This window comes from Sutcliffiella horikoshii, assembly GCF_020524325.1.
Taxonomy (GTDB): Bacteria; Bacillota; Bacilli; order Bacillales; family Bacillaceae_I; genus Sutcliffiella_A; species Sutcliffiella_A horikoshii_D.
In genome coordinates this window covers 386,677-408,282 of the sequence record NZ_JAIVKY010000007.1, presented here as the reverse complement: position 1 = coordinate 408,282, position 21,606 = coordinate 386,677, and the positions used below count along the sequence as shown (strand labels likewise).

Annotated in this window: 16 protein-coding genes; 6 read left to right on the top strand and 10 right to left on the bottom strand. The window is 41.3% G+C overall.

The features are described from left to right. Nucleotides 1-253: 253 nt before the first annotated feature. Entirely contained in the window at nucleotides 254-1,327 is a 1,074-nt protein-coding gene (locus LC091_RS10830; protein WP_226682013.1) for a bifunctional glycosyltransferase family 2/GtrA family protein, read from the bottom strand. Between the two features lie 228 nt (nucleotides 1,328-1,555). Between LC091_RS10830 and LC091_RS10825 the strand changes: the two genes are divergently transcribed. Next, entirely contained in the window at nucleotides 1,556-2,929 is a 1,374-nt protein-coding gene (locus tag LC091_RS10825) for a general stress protein (protein WP_226682012.1), read from the top strand. Between the two features lie 138 nt (nucleotides 2,930-3,067). Here LC091_RS10825 and LC091_RS10820 read toward each other — a convergent pair whose 3' ends face one another. The 6 genes from LC091_RS10820 to LC091_RS10795 all read right to left on the bottom strand — a co-directional run bounded on the left by LC091_RS10820 (nucleotide 3,068) and on the right by LC091_RS10795 (nucleotide 10,099). Continuing rightward, the gene (locus LC091_RS10820; RefSeq protein ID WP_226682011.1) at nucleotides 3,068-4,105 is read right to left on the bottom strand and encodes a Gfo/Idh/MocA family protein; all 1,038 of its coding nucleotides are present in this window, start codon (nucleotides 4,103-4,105) and stop codon (nucleotides 3,068-3,070) included. Nucleotides 4,106-4,118: 13 nt separating this feature from the next. After that, nucleotides 4,119-4,889: a response regulator transcription factor gene (locus LC091_RS10815; protein ID WP_226682397.1), complete on the bottom strand. Its 771-nt coding sequence runs from the start codon at nucleotides 4,887-4,889 to the stop codon at nucleotides 4,119-4,121. Next, the gene (locus LC091_RS10810; RefSeq protein ID WP_226682010.1) at nucleotides 4,867-6,663 is read right to left on the bottom strand and encodes a cache domain-containing sensor histidine kinase; all 1,797 of its coding nucleotides are present in this window, start codon (nucleotides 6,661-6,663) and stop codon (nucleotides 4,867-4,869) included. Before LC091_RS10810 ends, LC091_RS10815 begins: the two co-directional genes overlap by 23 nt. Nucleotides 6,664-6,944: 281 nt before the next feature. Further along, nucleotides 6,945-8,222, bottom strand: coding sequence for an ABC transporter substrate-binding protein (locus LC091_RS10805; protein ID WP_226682009.1), 1,278 nt, complete (start codon nucleotides 8,220-8,222; stop codon nucleotides 6,945-6,947). 81 nt (nucleotides 8,223-8,303) lie between these two features. Continuing rightward, a complete protein-coding gene (locus LC091_RS10800; RefSeq protein ID WP_226682008.1) occupies nucleotides 8,304-9,131 on the bottom strand; it encodes a carbohydrate ABC transporter permease in 828 nt (275 codons plus the stop codon). Continuing rightward, nucleotides 9,131-10,099, bottom strand: a complete 969-nt coding sequence (locus tag LC091_RS10795; protein WP_226682007.1) for a carbohydrate ABC transporter permease — start codon at nucleotides 10,097-10,099, stop codon at nucleotides 9,131-9,133. Before LC091_RS10795 ends, LC091_RS10800 begins: the two co-directional genes overlap by 1 nt. 269 nt (nucleotides 10,100-10,368) lie before the next feature. Between LC091_RS10795 and LC091_RS10790 the strand changes: the two genes are divergently transcribed. Together LC091_RS10790 and LC091_RS10785 are read left to right on the top strand one after the other, a co-directional pair. Then, nucleotides 10,369-12,003 (top strand): diguanylate cyclase domain-containing protein, encoded by a 1,635-nt coding sequence (locus LC091_RS10790; RefSeq protein ID WP_226682006.1) that lies wholly within the window; start codon nucleotides 10,369-10,371, stop codon nucleotides 12,001-12,003. Between the two features lie 73 nt (nucleotides 12,004-12,076). Further along, nucleotides 12,077-13,456, top strand: coding sequence for a Glu/Leu/Phe/Val family dehydrogenase (locus LC091_RS10785; RefSeq protein ID WP_226682005.1), 1,380 nt, complete (start codon nucleotides 12,077-12,079; stop codon nucleotides 13,454-13,456). A 135-nt stretch (nucleotides 13,457-13,591) separates the two neighbouring features. Here LC091_RS10785 and LC091_RS10780 read toward each other — a convergent pair whose 3' ends face one another. Further along, the gene (locus LC091_RS10780; RefSeq protein ID WP_226682004.1) at nucleotides 13,592-14,089 is read right to left on the bottom strand and encodes a VanZ family protein; all 498 of its coding nucleotides are present in this window, start codon (nucleotides 14,087-14,089) and stop codon (nucleotides 13,592-13,594) included. Between the two features lie 127 nt (nucleotides 14,090-14,216). Then, the gene (locus LC091_RS10775) at nucleotides 14,217-15,275 is read right to left on the bottom strand and encodes an acyltransferase family protein (protein ID WP_226682003.1); all 1,059 of its coding nucleotides are present in this window, start codon (nucleotides 15,273-15,275) and stop codon (nucleotides 14,217-14,219) included. A gap of 225 nt (nucleotides 15,276-15,500) precedes the next feature. On the opposite strand from LC091_RS10775, the gene galE reads away from it, so the two are divergent. The 3 genes from galE (at nucleotide 15,501) to LC091_RS10760 (ending at nucleotide 20,321) form a co-directional block, all read left to right on the top strand. Beyond that, the gene (gene galE, locus LC091_RS10770) at nucleotides 15,501-16,514 is read left to right on the top strand and encodes a UDP-glucose 4-epimerase GalE (RefSeq protein WP_226682002.1); all 1,014 of its coding nucleotides are present in this window, start codon (nucleotides 15,501-15,503) and stop codon (nucleotides 16,512-16,514) included. Nucleotides 16,515-16,710: 196 nt separating this feature from the next. Beyond that, complete coding sequence (locus LC091_RS10765; protein ID WP_226682001.1) at nucleotides 16,711-17,226, top strand: competence protein ComK; 516 nt, start codon at nucleotides 16,711-16,713, stop codon at nucleotides 17,224-17,226. A gap of 293 nt (nucleotides 17,227-17,519) precedes the next feature. Then, complete coding sequence (locus LC091_RS10760; RefSeq protein WP_226682000.1) at nucleotides 17,520-20,321, top strand: leucine-rich repeat domain-containing protein; 2,802 nt, start codon at nucleotides 17,520-17,522, stop codon at nucleotides 20,319-20,321. An 81-nt stretch (nucleotides 20,322-20,402) separates the two neighbouring features. Here the strand turns inward: LC091_RS10760 and LC091_RS10755 are convergent, their stop codons facing one another. Continuing rightward, complete coding sequence (locus LC091_RS10755) at nucleotides 20,403-21,326, bottom strand: DMT family transporter (RefSeq protein ID WP_226681999.1); 924 nt, start codon at nucleotides 21,324-21,326, stop codon at nucleotides 20,403-20,405. Nucleotides 21,327-21,606 lie beyond the last annotated feature (280 nt).

Here is a 21,606-nt window from a genome sequence, read left to right as displayed (position 1 = left end):
AGATTAACTTTTGAAAAAGCTATATCAAAGGAATTTTATTAACAGTGTCGAAAAGGGAATGTTTTTGTTGTTTTACTGTGAAAGCACTTATTTTGAATAGCTTTTTTTAAACAAACGTTGGTTTAAGCAGTAATGAAATGCAGAATTCCCAAAGGGTACAGCGGTTGTATTTGGGATTAACTTTTGAAAAAGCTATTTCCAGAAAACATAAAAGACCTAGGATACAATCCCAGGTCTTTTTGTCTATCTCAGTTTATTGTCCTGTCCGCATTTGATATTTCTTTTTAAACACCCATTCTCGCTGGATTACGTAACTTGCCAAAAAGAGCAGTCCATCGACTACTATTTTTATGCCAACTTCTCCAAAACCGACCACTTCAAAGATAAGATACACCCCACCAGCAGATGCCAGCATTTGTGCGATGCTGAGGGAAAAGTATTTTACAATAGCATAAGAGCTGGTAGATTTGAATACCACCTTCCTGTTTACAGTAAAATTGAATAAGGAAGACAGAACCCTTGATAGCACAGTTGCCAGAATAATGTAAGATTCGAAGAAAACACCATTTAACATCATGATAAAGAGGGCAAATAATAGGATATCCAAGCCAAATGAAAGTACAGAAGATAAGGCGAATTTCAGAAAGGTCGCGTAGATTTTTATGGAGTCCCTTATCGGCTTAAAGTGGGAAGATTTATTGTCTTCTAGATAGATAGTTTGGATATTCACTTCTTCTATCTCAATATTATTCGGTTTGCATTCCATTAGCATGTTCATTTCGAATTCATAACGTTGGCCGGTAACATGAATCAGTTTCCGGATAAAGTGGGCTGGTATTCCCCTGAGCCCTGTTTGGGTATCAGAAATTTTCATGCCACAAGCAAGGCGGGCGATGTTTTTCGTCAAGACGTTTCCGAACTTGCTCCGGAAGGGAATGTTATCTGCTGAAAAGTTACGCACTCCAAGCACAAGGCTCTCGGGGCGCTCGCAAAGCCTGATGGCCACCTTTTTCATGTCTTCAACCGCATGCTGGCCATCTGCATCCAACGTAACAAGTCCCACAGAATGAGGACTGGTGCTTAAGAAATGGGAAAAAGCCGTCTTTAACGCCTGCCCCTTTCCTTTGTTCACCTGATGCTCGAGTATGGTACATTCTTCCCATTCTTTTATCTTTTTGAAAATAGACGTACACTCTGGTTTGCTTCCATCATTAACGACCAGGATCTGTTTGAATCCTTCTTTTACAATGTCACGAATCAGGTTTATGAGTTGTTCATCAGGGTTATAGGCTGGAATCAGGACGGTAACTCCATTTGGATTTGTCATATTATCCCCCAGTTCCTCGCAATTTTTAAATATGTAATTCCTTTTTCTCTAGGTACAAATATATGTGTTATATGTCTAAAGTAGTAAATCATTTGTAATTATTTTCCCTATTAAGACGTTTTTCTAACTTAAAAGGGAGAGTTTTTTGAATTCTTTTCTAGGTTGGTTTACCCTTTTTACACTTCTGGGTATGTAATTCTTATTACAGCACTCTAAGGAGGAAGTTGCATGAACGAGCAACGTAAAGAGGTTATTGGTTCTTATTTAATGGAAGAAGAGGCACTTGCTAAGATTGATTGGCTTCAATCGGAAGGCTATCAACCAGAAGAAATCTGGATTATACGTGATAATAGAGGAATTGTAGAGCAATTTGGCAGAGGTGGATTTTCGCGTGCTCATGATGAAAGGGAAGCCCAGCTGAATGAGTACTCAAGCATCAATCCAAGCAGTTCCATCGTTACACCAAAGAGCCTTTTCACACCTGAAAATAAAAGCGTTGCTGTTACGTTGATGGAGATGGGCATAGCAAAAGAGGAAGCATACCGGTACGAGTTCGACGTAAAAGTTGGGAAAGTGCTTGTACTGGCAGAGACAATTTCAAACGTGAAATTGCGTCAAGAAGCTTTGACGGAGACCCGTATGGAAAGGTATGCGACGGAAGAGCCTGCATTACATTTAGAGGATAGTACCGAGGCCTTAAATACGGAGAAACCTGTAGTTTCAAATGACGAGCGAGTTACAGAATCCAGCACCTCCATTAATCGTCCAATGCCTGATACGAATATAGATGGAAGCATTCCGTTGGATGAACAACTTTTGAGCGGGGACCCTGGGGAAACAGAGAAAGATTACGCTCGTGAAGAGGTTACAGCTCTCCATGACCAGGCAAGTGTGACGACTGAAGCTACTACGTTGAGACACACGAGAAACCCTGATTTAGAATTAGAGGAGAAATTGGCGAGAGAGCAGCATACTTCAACTAATAACGGAAAACGTTATGCAGAAAATAGTTCGGAGGAAGATGTGGACAAAGCGTTACTTTACGAGCATGGACAACCGTTCCCGATGGAAAAACCATATGAGGAAGATGTTTATGACCAGCGTGTGGTTTCAGATGGCCCACTAGGTGTGGAGTTGGAGGAAACAGCCGGGGATATGAGCCGCAGTCAAGAAGAAAAACCGCTTTTCAGCTCCACCGAAACACGAGACGCCTCTACTAGAACTAGAACTGTAGACTATACGCCCTCTGCAGTAAATAGAGACGAGCGATTAACTGAAACTGAAGACAAAGGCCCCATTCTCTTTGAAGATACATTACAGGAAATTGAAAGAGACGAGCCGTTAGTGGATAGCTATGAACCTACATCTTATGAAACAGAGCAACCTGGTGACATATATGCTCCAGAAGAGGAGACGTCCGTGCACATAGACGAGGAAACATACATGCAAGAGGAAAATGTCCGACATACAGAGGAGCGCGATGACTCATTATTTGAAGAGGACCACTCAGAAGGCCCCTTCTCAGACCGCAAAAAAGAAAGAATGACCCAAAAACGCAACAACCTATTCAACGACCAAGACGACGACCTTTTTAGAAGATAAAATGTTTATGAGAATAACAAGAAAAAGCAGAGCGGGGATTCGGTAGAATTCCTGCTCTGCTTTTTTATAGAAAAGGGGTCAGACCCCCAAAGGATTTTTGCCTTCGACGTCGAAACCCTCTTTCCACCAAGTATAAACCTATAAACTCACACTTTTTCCTGTCTCGCTGCTGCGGTAGATGGCGTCGATGATGAGGGAGACTTGCATGGCTTGTTGTGGTTTGACGATAAGTTCTTCGTGTCCGAGGCAGCTGTTTACGAAGTTTTCAGCTTGCGGAAGACTTGGGTCGTCTTCGCCTGGTACCCAGTCCGCTTCTGTATTCAACAGCATGCCGTGCTTCATCTGATTCACGTGGAAAGGAAACAGGTCCACCCCGCCGCTAATTCCGGAGATACTAACACTCTCCTCGTCTCCTTTTACATTGGCAGACCAAGAAGTCTCAAACAGCAACGAAGCTCCGCCTTCAAATTTGATATAAGCTGTCACATGGTCATCCACTTCAAACGTTTCATGATCAAAGCTACCCCATTGGTTCACCTGCCCCGGGATTTTACTTAGCTCATTATAAGTAGTTCCCATCACTTCCACAGGCTTTGGATTTCCAAGCAACCACAACGATAAATCCAACAGATGGCAGCCATAATCAATCAAGCTTCCTCCGCCCTGCAGCCCCTTGTTCGTAAATACTCCCCAACCAGGAACCTTCCGGCGGCGCATCCCCTTAGCTCTTGCCACAATAGGACGACCGATTTCATCCGCATCCACCAAACGCTTGGCTGCAACCGATTCCTTCATAAATCGGTAATGGTAAGCAATCGCAAGTTGTTTGCCTGATTTTTCCGCCGCAGCAATCATTGCTTCACATTCATCCGGTCGCATTGCCATCGGCTTTTCACAAAACACATGCAAGCCTGCTTCTAGCGCAGCAATTGTAATCTCCGCATGGAACTTGTTTGGCGTACAAATCGTCACCGCATCCACATGCTCAAACATATCCGCATAATGAGCATACACCTGGTCAATCCCAAATTTCTCCCCTACCATCCTTGCTGTCTCTTCATTAACATCACTGATCGCCGTGATTGTCACTTTCTCTTGCATCTTAAAAAAAGTCGGGATGTGACGATTCTGCGCAATCCCTCCAACCCCGATAATCCCCATTCTTAACTGACTCATATCTGCACCTCATTTATTTTATTAAACTACCTCTATACTCATTTGGCGTCACACCAAAAAACTTCTTATACACCTTACTAAAATACTTCTCATTCTGATAACCAATATGATACGCTATCTCATAAATTTTTAAAGTCGGATTTGCTAAAAGCTCCTTCGCCTTCTCCATCCGGATCCGCGTCACATAATCGGTAATGGTTTCATGATATTCTTGCTTGAACTTACGGGAAATATGCTCACGGCTCAAGTAAAAACGGTCGGCAATCTCCTGAAGTGTAATATCCTGTTGGTAGTTGGCCCGAAGGTACTCCTCAATCTTTTCCATACTAGAAACGGAAACCGGCTCGGTGGAACGAACAGGAATCGTTTCCACATTGCTCACAGACCCCATCGTCCTTTTTACCAAGGCTTCTTCCTTCCACTTTTTCACTGCCCGCTCTAACGTCTCATTCAGCAGTTCCGGATCAATGGGCTTCAATATATAATCAAAACTTTTATAAGTAATGGCATTTCGCATGAATGTGTAATCATCGTACCCGCTAACCACAATGGTCACGCTTGTCAAATCCGATTCAGCAATCCACTTAAGCAGACTGATTCCATCCTTTTTCGGCATAGCCATGTCAGTGAAGATAATCTCAGGGCGATGTTCCTTGATGAGCATAATCGCCTCGTCCCCATCCTCTGCTTCATAGATGGTATCAATCCCGTTTTCCTTCCAATTTGCCAGGAGTTGCAGTCCGTCCCGTACATGCTTTTCATCATCCACGATGATTGCTTTCACTCTCATCACCTCCAACCCCTAGTGGTAGTTTCAATGTCACCATAAATCCTCCGTCAACGTGATTATCCAAATGAAGCGCTGCCAAGTTATTGTAGTATAGTTGCAAGCGTGTATAAATATTTTTCAACCCTATATTAGTTTCTTCTACATCTAAAGGTGGTTTCCCTTCTGACAATAAGCGGGAAATTTCCGTCAATCGGCCCTCACTCACTCCGACACCATTATCCCTTACATTGAGAATGAGATACTCATCCACTATTTTTCCGTGAATTTTAATCTTGCCAACTCCATCTCGAATATCAAACCCATGTTTAAAATAGTTCTCGATAATCGGTTGAAGAATCATTTTAGGAACATCTATGTCCATCGCATTCTCTTCTATTTCTATCTCGTATTCGAAGTTCTCCCCGAACCGCTCTTTTTGCAGCAAAAGAAAGGCCTTCAAATAATTGACTTCCTTTTTAAGTGGGACCATGTCCTCCTCCATATTCATCCCATACCTCATGATTTTAGAAAGGTGGGTCAGAAGGGTGTAAATCTGCGGCACGTTATTTTTCAAGGCAAGCGTTCCAATAGATTGCAAGGCATTATATAAAAAATGCGGATTTAACTGCGATTGAAGCACCTTTAGCTGATTCGTTTTATTTTCAATTTCCAACTTGTACTCCCTGTTGATTAAAAGATTGATTCTCTCCATCATCTGTTTAAAACGATATCCTAAAATACCAATCTCATCATTTCCAAGTGAGGGAAACTGCACATTCATATTCCCCTCTTTTACCTGCTGGATGTTTTGGAGCAGCACCCTGATCGGAGACGTAATTTTAAAAGAAACAATTAAGGACGCCAAAATAACTAAGCACAACCCAACGACCCCAAAGAGGATATTGATTTTCGTCACAACAAAGGCATTGTCATACAGGGTGGTGTAAGGAACCCGTTTCACTAAAATCCATCCCCCTACCGCAAGCTCGGTCTGGTCATACATCATGACACCCTTGAATTGCCCGTTGTCCCATTCCATCGTACCTTGAGCGGCTTCCGATCTCATTATCTCTGGAATCCATTTTTGCTCTTCCTTTTTGGAGGCGACCATTGGATTGGAGCTGTAGACCAGCTCACCTGTTGCAGAGAGGATAAAAAATTCTTCATTTTCCTTGTTATAGAGGTTTTCGCTTAACTCCAGTATTTTTTCGGTTCCCACTTCAAGGGTGATAAAAGCCAGTACATTGTCTGATGGGACGTTCGTCAAGGCCCTGTGGACATATAGAACATTCCTGCCCTCTTGAAGCTGGGTGGTGTCAATATTGTAGTTGTATGGACTGAGTTGCGCCCGTTTATATGCGTCTTCGTAGGCATTGGAGATGCGGTCAGAGAAGACGACAGTGGACCGTTTGGAGGCTGTGATCCCCCTGTTTTCCTCGGCAAAAGAAATCTGAACCCTCGTAATGTTTTCTTCTGCGTAAAGAATCGTTTGCAGCACGTTTCTTACAATTCCTATCGTTAAATAGTTATCTTTTTTGTCAGGTGCCCTCATGTAGTTGATGAAATCGGGATTGTTGTAGAGTGATAGAGTGAGATTATTGAGTTCTTCCAGGTAGTTTTCGAGATTTATTTTTCCTTGGTAGAGTAGGTTGCTGTTTTCTTGAACGACGAGGTCTTTGAATGCTTCTTTCGTTTGGTAGTATGTAATGATGATCGACGTACCGAATGGGAGGATCGTGATGATTAAAAGGAGTGCGATCAGTTTGTTGCGTATGCTTTTTTTAAACATTGATCCTTCACCTCCGAAGCGCTTACATTTTGTTGAAAATATAAAATTTTATAAACTTAGTAATCTCTAAAGCGACCGTTGGTTTCCGTTCCAGGTGCTTGCTTTCCGCGGGCGGTCCGGGAGCCTCCTCGGCTTCGCCTGTGGGGTCTCCCCTGTCCCTTCCTCCCGCAGGAGTCAAGCACCTTCCACTGCAACCAACTATGTATTTACGACTTCTTTATTTTATTTAATTATACCAGAAAAGCATGCCTGCTATGAGACATGCTTTTCGAAAATAGTGCTTATTTTAGGTTATCCCATGTAGTTTGGAAGCGTTCGAGGACTGTGTCGTAGTCGATTCTTCCAGCAGCGTATTCTTGGATCGTTGCTGCAAACTCTTTGTTTGCTCCATCCGGCCACATGAACCAAGTCCAAGGAACCGTTTTTTCCGCAGTAGAGTACTCAAGGATAGATTGACCAAGGTCACCAAGTCCAGCTGGCTCGATGTTATCGAACGCAGGAATGAAGGCAAACTCTTCAGTGATGTAGCGTTGACCAGTTTCAGAAGATACCATCCAGTTTAAGAATGTTTTAGCCTCTTCGATATTTTCAGAGTTTTTGTTGATAGCCCAGTTGTTTGGAACCCCTACAGGAAGGCTATCTGCACTTGCATCATCATTGATTGGAATCGGAAGGAAGCCCATGTTCATATCTGGATCTACTTCATAAATCATGTTCTCCGTCCAGTTACCTTGTTGAAGCATAGCAGTTTGACCACTTGCAAATTGTGTAACTTGCGTGTTGTAGTCTGTTGTTAATGGGTTTTCGTTACCAAAATTGATTTCTGCATCAAGAACTTCTTTGAAGTCTTCGAAATGTTTGTTGCCAACGATTTTCTCTGTTCCGTCATATAGACCAGCGATGAACGCTTCAGGGTCGTCTTGTTGCGCAAATGGAATGTTAAGTAAATGTTGCCCGATTACCCACCATTCTGCATAACCAGCAGAGAAAGGTGTTATTCCAGCCGCTTCTAATTTTTTAGCAGCAGCTTTCAATTCTGTAATATTAGTAGGAGGTTCTGTGATACCAGCTTCCTCAAAAAGGTCTTTGTTATAGATAAATCCATATCCTTCAAGGTTTACAGGCATTCCGTAAAGCTTGCCATCTTCAGGATCTGTCATTGGTACTTTACCAATTGGAAGAACGTGCTCTGCCCAAGGCTCTTCAGAAAGGTCAGCCAAATGCTCTTTCCAAAGCTCAAGCTCTTTGAATCCACCGTTGTTGAAAATGTCCGGTTGCTCACCAGATGCGAATTTTGCTTTAAGTGCTGCACCGTAATCCGCTCCACCACCAACTGTTTCAAGTTTTACTTTAATGTTTGGATGTTCAGCTTCGAATTCTTTGATCATTTCCGCTAACTGGTCAGCGATTTCCACTTTAAATTGGAAAAGGTTTAGGGTTACTTGATCTCCATCCCCGGAGTTGTTGTTACTGTCGCTTGATGAATTATCGCTAGAGCAGCCTGCAAAAATACCCACAACCAACGATAATGATAATAAAAGAAGTACTAAGCGTTTCATTGTATTGCCCCCCTTGTTTTTAATGAAAAATTTTATAGTAACTTGTCAGAGGCCACATAAAGGTTGCGGCCCATGCTAAGTTTACTTAACAGAACCTGCGGCAATCCCCTTGATGATGTGCCTTTGTAAAAATAAGAAGAAAATGATGATCGGTGCGATACCCAGCATTAACGCTGCAAGCCCCATATCCCATTGCTTCGTGTACTGTGCGAAGAACGAACTTGTTGCAAGTGGAATCGTTCTAAGTTCCGCTGTCTGCAGAACAAGTAGTGGAAGAAGGTAATCGTTCCAGATCCAAAGTGTGTTCAGTATAACTACCGTAACCGTAATTGGTTTGAGTAGCGGGAATACGATTCTCCAAAATACCCCAAACTGGCTGCAGCCATCAATTCGCGCAGCTTCCTCAATTTCCACCGGTACAGTTTTCACAAATCCGTGGTAAAGGAAAAGCGAAAGCGGTACGCCGAAACCGAAGTACATGATGACGATTCCCGGGATGCTATTAATAAGATTTAGTGCGCCACCTAGCTTCATCAATGGAATCATAACCGTTTGGAACGGGATGACCATCGCAGAAACAATGATAACAAATAATATTTTACTAAACTTTCCGGGAGTGCGGACCATTTTCCACGCAGCCATCGAACTAATGACAACAATTCCGATATTGCTGAGAACCGTGATAATCAGCGAGTTCCAGAAGGCACGCGGGAATTGAATGATTTCCCACACTTTTGCATAGTTGCTAAAAAGGATTTCTGTCGGCAATGCAGCCGCGTCAATCAGTATTTCACTAAAACTTTTTACTGAATTTATGATGACAAAGTAAAAGGGAACGAGGAATAGGATAGCCAGAAGGATTCCTATGATTTCAAGTACAAAGGTTCTTTTCGTATACCTTTGGTCCATTATGCCTCAACCTCCCTTTTCTTTGTTGCCATTACTTGGAATGTCGTGAAAATAGCGACGACTACAAAGAAGATGATTGCTTTTGCCGTTCCAAGGCCGTATCGGTTATTCTGGAACGCTTCTTGGTAAATGTTGATTGCCACAGATTGCGTGGAGTTGAATGGTCCACCGCCCGTTAAGCTCAGGTTCAGGTCGAATATTTTGAATGCCATCGCGATTGTCAGGAAGAAACAAATCGTGAAGGCCGGTAAAATTAATGGAATAATGATTTTGGTAATGAGGGTAAAGTTATTCGCCCCATCAATTCTCGCTGCTTCCAGCAAGGAATTGTCTACTCCTTGAAGGGCCGCAATATAGATGATCATCATGTAGCCACTAATCTGCCAAGCGAAAACAATGACGATTCCCCAAAATGCTGTTGTCTCATCTCCAAGCCATGGCAGTTTGAAGAAGGATAATCCCGTAAGTTCTCCGACTGACGCAAATCCTCTGACGAAAATGAACTGCCAGATGAAACCGAGCAACAGTCCCCCGATAACGTTTGGGATGAAAAAGACCGTCCTAAGTATGTTTTTCGTTTTTAATGCTGCATTTAGTAACAGTGCAAGGCCGAAACCTATCAAGTTACTAATGATAACTGCCGCGAACATGAACTTCGTCGTGAACATGAAAGAGTTAAAGAATACTTCGTCATTCGTGAAGATCCGCTTGTAGTTTTCTAGCCCAACCCATTCAATGGCGGAACTGACACCATTCCATGAAGTAAAAGAATAATAGATTCCCATCAGGAACGGGATAATCTGGATAACAAAGAAAAAGATAAGTGCTGGGCCAACAAACGCCGTGTACGTTAATATGCTTTTTAGTTTGGCTTTCCTTTTCGGGTCACCTTTCACATCATGCAACTTCGTCCTGCCAGAAGTGTTCGGCACAACAGGATCCACCTTAGATTCCATTTTAGTCTCCATCGTAACTCACTCACCGCCTATTTTGTAAACGCTTTCCTACATTATAAAACGCTTCCATCCCATTTCAGGGTCACTCAATTGACAAGATAGGGGTACTGGATTGACAGATGGGTGTGGGGGTTCGACAGAGAGGGCGAAATTCCTGCTGGGGTCTGACCCCAAATTTTTATTTAAACAGTAATTTACAATTATTAATGATGCAGTGAATATTCTGATATAATAGAAGAAATTTGGTAATTAAAATTATTCAGTTGAAAAGTAGGAATATCATGAATATAAAACAGCAATTTTCATTATTTTTTAATCAGATGGCCGATATGGTCTTTTTAGTTGAATGGAAAAATAACGAATTATGGTACACAAGCGTGAATAAGTCTGCACAACAAAAGTTAGGGATAGAAATGGTGGGAAGAAGATTGGTAGATGTTCTTCCTGAAACTGTTTATCACTCTCTCGACGAAAATTATTCAAAGTGCATAGAAACGAGGAAGCCTGTAACTTATTCTGATTTAAACTTATTTGTAAGCGATCTTCCCGCCTCTGAAACTAGCCTTACATACATAGAAGAAGCTGAAAAAACCTTTGTACTGGCAATCACCAAAGATATAAGTGACTTAAAAAAGAAAGCAGAGGATTATATTTTTCTAGAATCGTTGGTGGCAAATACAGTCGATGCCATGCTTGTCATCGATACGGATGGCATCGTCTTGAAAGTCAATGAAGCCTTTTCCAAACAATTCGGCTGGAGTGCATTCGAACTAATGGGAGAATCCTGGGAATCATTCCCCATTACGCCAACAGAATTGAAAACGCAAACATTGGTTACGTTGTCTCTTATAAAAACAGGACAATCCGTTCCTTCTCAAGAAACTATAAGGCTTACAAAAGAAGGAAGATCCATACATACTTCTGTTAGCTATTCTCCTATCTTGAACCAAGAAAACAAAGTCGTGGCTCTTTCCATGATCTATCGCAACATTCAGCATTTAAAAGAGCTTGAGGAAAAGCTGGAAGAAAGCAATGACGCCTATAAATCTCTATTTTCCTATCATAAAAATGCAGTTTGTATGGTAAATGAAGATGGGATTATTGAAAATATCAATGAGGCCTGCATGACCATTACCGGTTTCCCGAGCGAAGTCATCATCGGATTTAATATTGTGGAGTACGCAAAAATGGTGGTGCCAAATCTTGATCTGGATAAGACCAACCGTGGCGAGGTTGCAAACTATGAGTTGTTATTCCCCGATGCTAAAGGACGCGATCTTTACTTATCCGTTACTAATGTCCCTATCATCGTAAAAGGTGTCGTAAAGGGGATATATATCATTGCACAAGATATTACGGAAAAAAGAATCATTGAAAAAGAAAGAGAAAAGCTACAAGAACAACTTACCTTTCAAGCCTATCATGATAGCCTGACAGAGCTACCGAACAGGAGGTTACTGGAGGAAAAGATGGAAGAATCCCTTCTTGAGGCTGAGAAAAAGGGAAGCATGCTTGCGTTATTTTTCTTAGATTGCGACCATTTAAAAGAAGTGAATGACACTTATGGACACGAGGTAGGTGACGAACTGCTTATTGCATTCTCCAAACGATTGGTGATGTCTGTAAGAGAGGGCGATATCGTTGCTCGCTTAGGTGGGGATGAGTTTGTCATCATGCTTCACGGATTAGAGGACATGTCACAGGTGGATAAAGTTGCCGCTCGAATACTGACAACTTTAGGGAGCCCATACAGCATCCATGGTCAAGAGATTCATGCCACCTCTTCCATCGGCATCTCCACCTACCCAGCCAACGGAACAACCATCAAACAACTCTTCCGCCAAGCCGACCAAGCCCTCTACACTGTCAAAAACGCCGGCCGCAACGGCTACCGGATAAGCGGAACCCCCGAGTAAAGCCTTCTCGGGGGTTCTTGTTTTTATTGTATGTTATACTTTTTAAATATACTGATAATGAGGAGTGGTAGGTATGATTAGTCAGACTAGGAAGATTGTACAGGAGTCTTTGGATTCATTGCTGGAGGATGCTGCTTTTTTGCCAGAACTTGATGGAGATTCCAGGAAGCAGGCGTTTACCTCCCTTGGTGCGATACTTTCCACACCGAACCATCTACATAAATCATTTCTGCGGATTGCCCTCGAAAATGGAAGCGTTATCAGAATTCCCGCCTTTCGTGTTCAACACAACAATGCTTTAGGTCCCTATAAAGGCGGGATACGCTTCCATGAAACCGTCAACGAGGAAGAAGTCATTAATCTTGCTTCCTTGATGACATTGAAAAACGCCTTACACGACGTGCCTTATGGTGGTGGGAAAGGCGGTATCGTGCTAGACCCCCGTTCCTTTTCCGTGAAAGAACTTCATTTAATTTGTAAAAAATACGTCCAGTACTTTAGCGATATTCTTGGACCTGATAAGGATATTCCCGCTCCGGACATGGGTTCAGGGGAACGGGAGATGGACTGGATGATGGCAGAGTACAAAAGCATCCGCCCTGGTCAACCTTATAAAGGTAGTTTTACTGGTAAAAGCGTGATAAACGGTGGATCCCTCGGCCGCCGCGAAGCAACTGGGAAAGGCGTTTACTTCACTTTCCGTTACCTACTTCATGATTTCCTCCAGGAACAAAGAAAATTTTTGACCAATAACGAGAACGTTTTTGCTAAAACGGCATTGGAGTATGATGGAAGCCCGTTGACAATAGCGGTTCAGGGATTTGGAAATGTTGGATCTGTTGCAGCACTCGAAGCTTATCAATGTCAGCATTTGCAAAATAAAGTGGTAGCTGTAAGCGACCGGAATGTCACTTTATATAATTCGGACGGCCTTGATATCCCATCATTGGTAAAGTTTGTTGCACTCAACGGCGGTGACCTGCCAACTACTGAGAATCAATTAGAGGATGCTCAAATCAAAGCCACCATTCGCGACCGCGGGGACATCTTATATTTTGATGTGGACGCGTTGATTTTAGCTGCACTCGAAGATCAAATTCATGATGCAAATAAAGAAAAGATTAAAGCTCGGATTATTGTCGAAGGCGCCAACGCACCAGTAACTAGCGAAGCGGACGAATACTTAAGCGACAAAGGCGTGATTATAATACCGGATATCCTGGCAAATGCAGGTGGGGTCATCGTGTCATATTTTGAATGGATGCAAGGGCGGGAAACCCAATTCTATACCGAAGAACAAGTCTACAAACTCCTGCTCGAAAAAATGAAAAACACCATGGACACCATACTTCCAGCCTTCTTCGGCGACCCACACCCATTAAGACAAAACTGCTACATCCACTCCGTCATGAAACTCTCCACCGTCCTGTACAGGCAGGGGAAGCTTTATTGAGGTGTAGTGGTAAAGAGGTGAAGAGGGGTCTGACCCGCTGTGCGTTAAAGCAATAAAGGACCCCCTCCAAAAAAAGCCGAAAAGAGTAGGGATCTCCCTTCTTCTTTTCGGCTTTGGTTTATGAGATTAGTCGAGTTAGTTCGCTCGTATGTTGTTTTTGGCTTTGTATTTTCTGCTTACCGAGCGACTTAGGAGCGCATAAATCGCTATTCCCGCTAAAGCGCCCATGCTATCTAGCAGCACGTCACTCACCTGGCCGCTTCTGCCTGGAACGTAAAGCTGATGAACCTCGTCAGAAATGGCGTAAAGGACAGAAATAGCAAAAGCCACTCCCATACTCCACCAACCATGCCCCCCACTTCTTCTCACCGCTTTCAAAGTAAGGATGGCAAGCAGCATATAAGCAAAAAAGTGCGCGTTTTTTCTAACGAAGAAACTAATTTCGTCCATATTAAATTCAGCTTCTGGAGCCATTTGTTCTACAATCTTATTAACTATCTCTGTTATTCCCCCGCTCAAATCAGCTGATTGGTCTCCTTGCTGGGAGGAAAGAAAGAAAATCAATGCCATCCATCCAACCACAAGCCCCCAGGATACTACCGAAAACCATTTTTTCTGTATCTGAAACTGCATCCTACTACTCCCTTGAAACTGTTAATATTTAACTAGTCATTAAGCAAGTATAGCACATCTCCCTCCTCCATAAGACAACTGTTTGTAAAAAAAACAGTACGTCAAACAATAAGTGCTAATCCTTTTTCTATCCTTGCTCCCTCTTAACTTTCGGCATTGATTTTATCGGACCAACAATATATTTTCCTATTGGAAGAAGGTGAATAATTTTGGCGAGCAACACCGATCCAAATACTCCCCCGATGAACATGATAATAGCATAAGCGCGTATATCAATCTCAGGAACGAATAGGTCAGCAATATCAAATACTAAAAAGTGCAACAAGAAAATCTGAAACGAATATTTGCTGATAAACATCACTGCGTTAGGGACAGTCGGGAAAAAGGAAAAGAAATAAAATATTACAAAAAACAAGGAAATTGTATAGAACATAATATCTAATCGAACGGAAGATAGTTGTGTAAATACACCAGATGTAAATATTTTATAGAGCAGAAAGCCGGTCACTGCTGTAGCCCCGATTGCCATAGGAAATCCCCATCTTCTATTCCCCTTTACATCTTCCATGTATTTACCAACATAAAACGCCACGGCAAAGTAAAAAATCCATGCGAGAAAGGGCATTCTTACAAACGACAATTGATCTTGCATTAGTTGTGGCAATAAATCGCTACGAAGATTAGCGATTGCAAGATAAACAACATTTATAATAAAGGTCACTGACAGAATGAGCCAAGGTGATATTTTTTTCAAAAAGCGAATGAAAAGATAATGAATAAAGACGAATTGTAAAATGATAATAATGAAATACCCGTGCCATGCTCCAAGTAGGAGTTTGTCCAAAATGCCTTGCTGCACAATTCTCCAGGAATCATTTTCCACAAAAAGGTGAAATAGTCCATACAGGAAAGGTGTTAATACGTAAGGCAAAAAAAGGTAAAGGAAACGCTTTTTATAAAAGCTCCTTGGAAGCTTGTCCGGATATACTTTCGCAATAACAATTTCCGATATTAAAATGAACATTGGTGTCGCATAGAGTAAGACAATCTGTATCGATCTAATATAATCGACAGTTGTGTCCGGAAGTTCATATGTGGCATAAGTTCTAGTTAATGAGTGAATCATTACCACCGTCAAGCAAGCGACCGCTCGAATCCAGTAAATTTCATGTATCTGCTTCTTCATGATGGTTAGGACCTCCAATTAAAATACGGTTAAGCTTAACATGCCTTAATGCTCATTACGCTATGTAAAATAAATCTGTAATGATAATGTAAGAGATAAGTTAAGTACGTAACCAAATTGTCTTACTTCCTATACCCTAAAAGCTTTTGTTATAGGCTATCATGGAACAAGTTTGCCAAATGTGCTACTATTTAAGAAAATTTATTGTTATTTGGAGGAAAAAGGATGGCAATTTTAGTTACAGGTGGAGCCGGTTATATCGGCAGCCACACAAGCGTAGAATTATTAAATGCCGGATATGATATTGTAATTGTTGATAATTTTTCTAATAGTAGTCATGTTTCATTGAATAGAATTAAAGAAATCACCGGAAAGGACTTCGCATTCCATGAGGTGGATTTATTAGATAAAGAAGGTCTTGATAAGGTGTTTAGAGAGCATGCTATCGAGGCTGTCATCCATTTTGCCGGTTTGAAGGCTGTTGGGGAGTCTGTGGAAAAGCCTCTCTTCTACTACCACAATAATATTACTGGGACATTATATTTGTGTGAAGTGATGCAAGAGCATGGTGTTAAAAATATCGTGTTCAGCTCTTCTGCGACAGTTTACGGTCTGCCTGAAAGCGTACCAATCTCAGAGTCTTTCCCGTTAAGTGCAACGAACCCATATGGTCAAACTAAACTGATGATAGAGCAGATTATGCGGGATCTTCAGGTAGCAGATTCAGATTGGAGCATTTCCTTATTGCGTTACTTCAACCCAATTGGAGCACATGAAAGCGGTCGGATTGGTGAAGACCCAAATGGTATTCCGAACAACTTAATGCCATTTATTACACAAGTAGCGATTGGGAAACTTCCACAATTACAGGTATTCGGGAACGATTATGATACTGTAGATGGTACTGGAGTTCGAGATTACATTCATGTAGTGGATCTTGCGAAAGGGCACCTAAAAGCTCTAGAAAAAGTACTATCAAACACAGGGGTAAATGCATATAACCTTGGGACAGGCAATGGATATAGTGTTCTTGAAATGGTAAAAGCTTTTGAAAAAGCCTCTGAAAAAGATGTTCCCTATAAAATCGTTGCAAGAAGACCTGGAGATATCGGAGAATGTTTTGCAGATCCTACAAAAGCAAAAGAAGAGCTAGGCTGGCAGGCTGAAAAAGGCCTTGATGAAATGTGCCAAGACTCTTGGAAATGGCAAAAAAATAATCCGGACGGGTACAAAGAATAAAACAAGCTCATCTAATAAGCGCCTTATCTTCCTAGCGAAGTGGAGGTGCTTTTTTATTTTTCTACAAAATTCCAGTTTTTTTGCAAAATATATAGTAAAAATTACCTATTTTACTATATAATAGACATGAAAGCGTTTTATTTTTTGAATTTAGGGTATAGGAGGGAGTTAAATTACGATGGGGAAAGAGTTTCAAGTGATTTACCAATACCAGATTAGCCTTACAACAATGGCATTGCAAGCACATAGGCATCCTCAGTATCAAACCTACATAAAGGATATCGAGGGAGAATATATGACGGATGACACCGCAAGAGATATTTTGCATAGCGGCTGTTTAGATGACAGTAGTACCTATGATGGTCGTCGGATTGCCACCATTCACTTTACAAATTATATTCAAAAGACGCCGATTCTTATTGATCAGGCTGAAGGGATCATAGCCATTCCAACACATTCACCTGATCAGGAAGCTTGTTGCTGGTTATTTCTTCACCATTTGTCACATGTTGAAGCCATTTCCTCCACAAGATGTGTAGTCGTATTTAATAATCATGATCGATTGATTCTAAATGTGTCTGCCATCACTATTTATGAACAGGTAAAGAAAGCTTCTGTCGTATTAACTCGCTTCTGTTCAAACAAACAGTTCAATTTTTCGTTAAACCCAAAAGTAAAACGCTCATCAAAATCTCGTAAAATAAAAGATTAGAATTTCATCATGAATTAGTAAGATCTTGCTGCAACCTAAACGTGGAGTAAGGTTACACCAATCTGTTACTAATAAACAGGTGCGCCGGATGCTCATTCTACATCCTTTTACATGGACATGAAATGAAAATCCGGCGTAATATCCCCTCCTTTTCCAGCCACTTTCCTCCCTCATACAATTATCCATATTTTTCTACAAAATTACATAAAAAAGTAATTCTCTAAAACGAACTTTGGTAGTATAATCTTTCTGTTGGGTAAATTTCTAAATGTTGAATTGGGGGATTGTTTTAGTTGAAAAGAAGTTTTTGGCTAAATGTAGTGGTGGTATTTACCTTACTACTTTCATTAGTAAGTCCTGCTGCACATGCCTATTCGGAAGCAACCAAAGAAGGAACGTCAAAGGTATTATTAAAGGAAGCAGTGCCATCTGAGAATGGAAATGTTTTAGTTTGGGAGACTCATAGCGAGGATCCATCATCAGGCAGTGACGAACAAAGCTTTTTGGTAGTGAAAAATGGTGATGCAGTTGAAGTAGCCCCTGTGGAATTAATGGAGCAGGCTACAGAATTCACAAAAGCCTATACATATACAGACAAGGTAGATAACCCAACAGCTATCGAGTATGGTGTAGTATGGAACACGAATGGACAAGCTTTGGAAAGCAATAAAATGGTAGTAGATTTTGTGGAACGTACAACCATTACTGAAGAACCGTCCTCTACAGTTACGGATGTAGAAACGGAAGAAGAAATCAAAACAGATAGCGAAGAAAACGAGACTGTTTCAAATGAAGAAGAGTCTGTTACTTCCGAAGACCCTCCCCCTTCCACTGAGGAAGAGGAAAACACCGAATCTACCATAGAAGAGGTAGAAGGATCTGAAGTGAATTTTTTTCCTGCAGAAAAAGAGACCTTTTTAAAGAACAGCTTAATTGATGAAGAAGAGGAATCCTATCTGTTCCTTGAAAAAATGTTCGTCAATGAACATTCTTTTGCCGTGATGTGGTTTGGTCATGTAGATAGAAGCCTTGGAAGAATTGCCAAGTACGAACTTTACCTTAACGAGACTTTAATTACTTCCGGTAGTCATAGATTATCAGATTACGAGTTTACAAATCTAACACCTAACACTCTGTATGAAGTAAAGGTGAAAGCATTTGATAAAAACGATAAATTGTTATTGGAAGAAACATTGGCAATAAATACACTTCCTTCTCCATCAGGTGAAGTGGTTAAATTTAAAGATGCAAATCTTGCGCTTGCCATCCAAACACAAATGAACCTGACAAGGGAAATCCGCGAAAGCGATATGGAACACATAACAATGCTTGATGCCAGCTCCTTTGGACTTACAAGCATTAAAGGCCTTGAGAAAGCAGTCAATTTAGAGTTTCTATTCCTTTATGACAATAACATTGAAGATCTCTCTCCGCTTGCAGGCTTGACAAAGCTTTACATGCTGGAAATGGAAGAAAATAATGTCACGAATGTTAATCCACTGAGCAGTTTGACCAATCTTTATATCCTTGGTTTAGGGAACAACCCTATTACGAAAATTGATGCTTTGACTGGATTAACGAACCTCGAAGGATTAGCTTTGCATAACACACAAATCTCCGACATCTCAGCATTGGCAAACTTAGTCAACCTGACATTTGTAACCTTAGCAGATACAAAAGTCGACTTTTCTCCGGAATCATCAGCTTGGGATTTGCTTAATGTATGGGCTGACGCAGGTGTTTACGTCGATGTTTTAGAAGAGGAATACTTCGAACCGTTAGAGTTGGAATTCTACAATACCACAGAGCAAAGCATCTCTCTTGGCTGGTGGTACTACACTGAGAACGAAGAAGATTATGAGAAGGAATACCTTTATAAGGTGTATGTAAATGGTAAACTTTATGAAGAGACGAACATGACTGAAATGACAATTTTGGGACTAGAAGAATTAAAAGACTACGTCATCAAAGTAGAGATGTACGATGAAGATGGAACTACTCTCCTTCATGAGAATTTTGACATGGCACAGACCCTTGCACTGCCAACAGGCGATATTGTTACTATTCCTGATGGTGGCTTGAAGGAAGCCATCCGTCAACAGCTAGGCCTCCAAGAACTTGATCGTGATATATATCAGTCTGATATGGAACGCTTGGAATACCTATATGCTTCTTGGATGGGAATTAAAAAGCTGGATGGAATTGAGCATGCAGTGAACTTGCTTGACTTGGATGTTAGCGGGAATGAAATCAAAGACCTATCTAGTTTAAATGGCATGGAGTCTTTGTATTACCTAAACTTATCTGATAATCTTATTACTAATATCAGTGCATTAAGAGATTTATATATTAATTTTCTTGATTTGTCAGAAAACCCAATCTCTGATATTTCAGACTTAAACGGGCTGCCAGATTTAGAAATGCTTTACTTGCATCACACCAAAATCACGGACATCAGCGTCCTATTGGAACTTGAATATCTGTGGGAAGTGACTCTTTATGGAATAGAAGGGTTAACGTTTGAAGAAGGCTCTCCAGAACTTGCGATTGTAGAGCAACTCAGAGAACTTGGTGTGACTGTTTATCTGACTGAGGACGAATTCCACGGTCCTTACCCTTATACCATAGAAGTAGTAGATGTTACAGACAGTACTATTGAGGTAGAATGGACTTACGAGTGGGCAGACAAAGTGGATCATTATCAAGTCTTTTTAGATGGAGAATTGGTGGATACCACTACTGATATGTCATACCTTTTCACTGACTTGATGTCTGATACGTTATATAACATTACTGTTATCCCGGTAGATGCTGATGGCTGGGAAATGGATTACTTCGAAATTGACGCTTCTACATTACAAGCTGAAGAACAGCCAGTGAATGAAGAAGAAGATAAAACTCCGCCAGTTGTGGTGAAGCCGGTGGACAGTAAAGATAAAAACCCTACAGTTAAACAACCAGCTTCCGAAACGAAAAAAGGCAATAAGCTTCCCGTAACAGCAACGAACACATTAAACTTTATCTTGATTGGATTAGTTATGTTGGTTGTTGGTGCAGCTGGAGTATTGGTTGTAAGACGTAGAGTAGTAGCTTAAGGCAGCCAATTCTACTAAAATGAAAACAGCCGGACAGAGGATTTAATCCTTTTCCCGGCTGTTTTTTTATGGAAGACTTAATTACCTTCCTATTCCCCGTAATTGGTTAACTGAGCCAGTGTCTCGCCTTTCCAAAGCCCCTGACCCCAGCAACACACCTGTCACAATCAGCACAAGACCTAAAATGTGATAATAAGTTACTTTTTCACCGAGCAAAAAGACTGACCCGATGAGGGCAAAAAATGGAGTGAAGTTTAGAAAAATGGACGCTTCCGCCGGACCAATCTTACCAATGATAAAGTTATAGGACATATGACCAAGTGCGGTTGCAATAATGGCAGATGTGAAGAATGCAAGCCATATCTCCGACGGTAAGCTTGCAAACTCCTTCACCGCTCCAGGTTCTGTTATTGTCCCAATGATTAATAAGATTCCGGACCCTATCACCAGCATGTATCCCGTTAACAGGCGAGGATCCAGTGTTTTTGCAAGTGAACTTATAAGGAGGAAGCTAAAGGCTTGGGTTAATATGGAAAGGAACACATAGACATCCCCTATGTTGACTTCCGATATTCCATTGCTTCCAACTAAGATGGTAATAGTGACACCCGCTCCGCCAAGGATAAAGCCCGTCCATCTTAGAAGATTTGTTTTCTTTTTAATGAGGACGGTGGCAATAAGGGCAGTTAAGATGGGCCCCGCTCCTAAAATAATTCCTGCATTAGTGCCGGAAGTCCCTTTTAGCCCAAGCGATAAAAAGTAGTGATGACAGACTACATTTAGAAACGTAGCCAGTAAAATGTATTTGGCTTCTCTTTTTGTTGGTAGCCTAACAAGTTTGAAGATAGTTAGAATAATAAAAACAGTAAGCCCTGCTGTCATGACCCGGAAAGCGGTCATCGTAATCGGACTTAAGCTCTCCACAAGTATTTTCACTAGCGGAACGTTCATGCCCCAGAAGATCATGATGAGGAAAAGCGCCGAATAGTATTTGGTGTTTTGCATGGTGGGGCTAACTCCTTTTTTGTTTTCACATATCGTAACATAATAGGCCTTCAGGTATGAAGACATTTTCGAGCTGGGAATTTACTTGAAAGTGCCTTCATTTATACTATGAAGACGTTTGTGAGCTTATTTTCTTATTGAAAGTGTCTTCATCCTTACTATGAAGACACTTTCGAGCTTATTTCTTCCCTGAAATTGTCTTCATTCACTTTTTCCACCCACCAAAAACACAAAAAGAGTGTGAACCCAGCGTATACTATATACGCGAGCCCACACTCCT

Excerpts from the sequence above, each read along its gene's own strand:
- LC091_RS10830 (WP_226682013.1), bottom strand. The coding sequence starts at position 1,327 with ATGACAAATCCAAATGGAGTTACCGTCCTGATTCCAGCCTATAACCCT.
- LC091_RS10825 (WP_226682012.1), top strand. The coding sequence starts at position 1,556 with ATGAACGAGCAACGTAAAGAGGTTATTGGTTCTTATTTAATGGAAGAA.
- LC091_RS10820 (WP_226682011.1), bottom strand. The coding sequence starts at position 4,105 with ATGAGTCAGTTAAGAATGGGGATTATCGGGGTTGGAGGGATTGCGCAG.
- LC091_RS10810 (WP_226682010.1), bottom strand. The coding sequence starts at position 6,663 with ATGTTTAAAAAAAGCATACGCAACAAACTGATCGCACTCCTTTTAATC.
- LC091_RS10805 (WP_226682009.1), bottom strand. The coding sequence starts at position 8,222 with ATGAAACGCTTAGTACTTCTTTTATTATCATTATCGTTGGTTGTGGGT.
- LC091_RS10800 (WP_226682008.1), bottom strand. The coding sequence starts at position 9,131 with ATGGACCAAAGGTATACGAAAAGAACCTTTGTACTTGAAATCATAGGA.
- LC091_RS10795 (WP_226682007.1), bottom strand. The coding sequence starts at position 10,099 with ATGGAGACTAAAATGGAATCTAAGGTGGATCCTGTTGTGCCGAACACT.
- LC091_RS10790 (WP_226682006.1), top strand. The coding sequence starts at position 10,369 with ATGAATATAAAACAGCAATTTTCATTATTTTTTAATCAGATGGCCGAT.
- LC091_RS10785 (WP_226682005.1), top strand. The coding sequence starts at position 12,077 with ATGATTAGTCAGACTAGGAAGATTGTACAGGAGTCTTTGGATTCATTG.
- LC091_RS10780 (WP_226682004.1), bottom strand. The coding sequence starts at position 14,089 with ATGCAGTTTCAGATACAGAAAAAATGGTTTTCGGTAGTATCCTGGGGG.
- LC091_RS10775 (WP_226682003.1), bottom strand. The coding sequence starts at position 15,275 with ATGAAGAAGCAGATACATGAAATTTACTGGATTCGAGCGGTCGCTTGC.
- galE (WP_226682002.1), top strand. The coding sequence starts at position 15,501 with ATGGCAATTTTAGTTACAGGTGGAGCCGGTTATATCGGCAGCCACACA.
- LC091_RS10755 (WP_226681999.1), bottom strand. The coding sequence starts at position 21,326 with ATGCAAAACACCAAATACTATTCGGCGCTTTTCCTCATCATGATCTTC.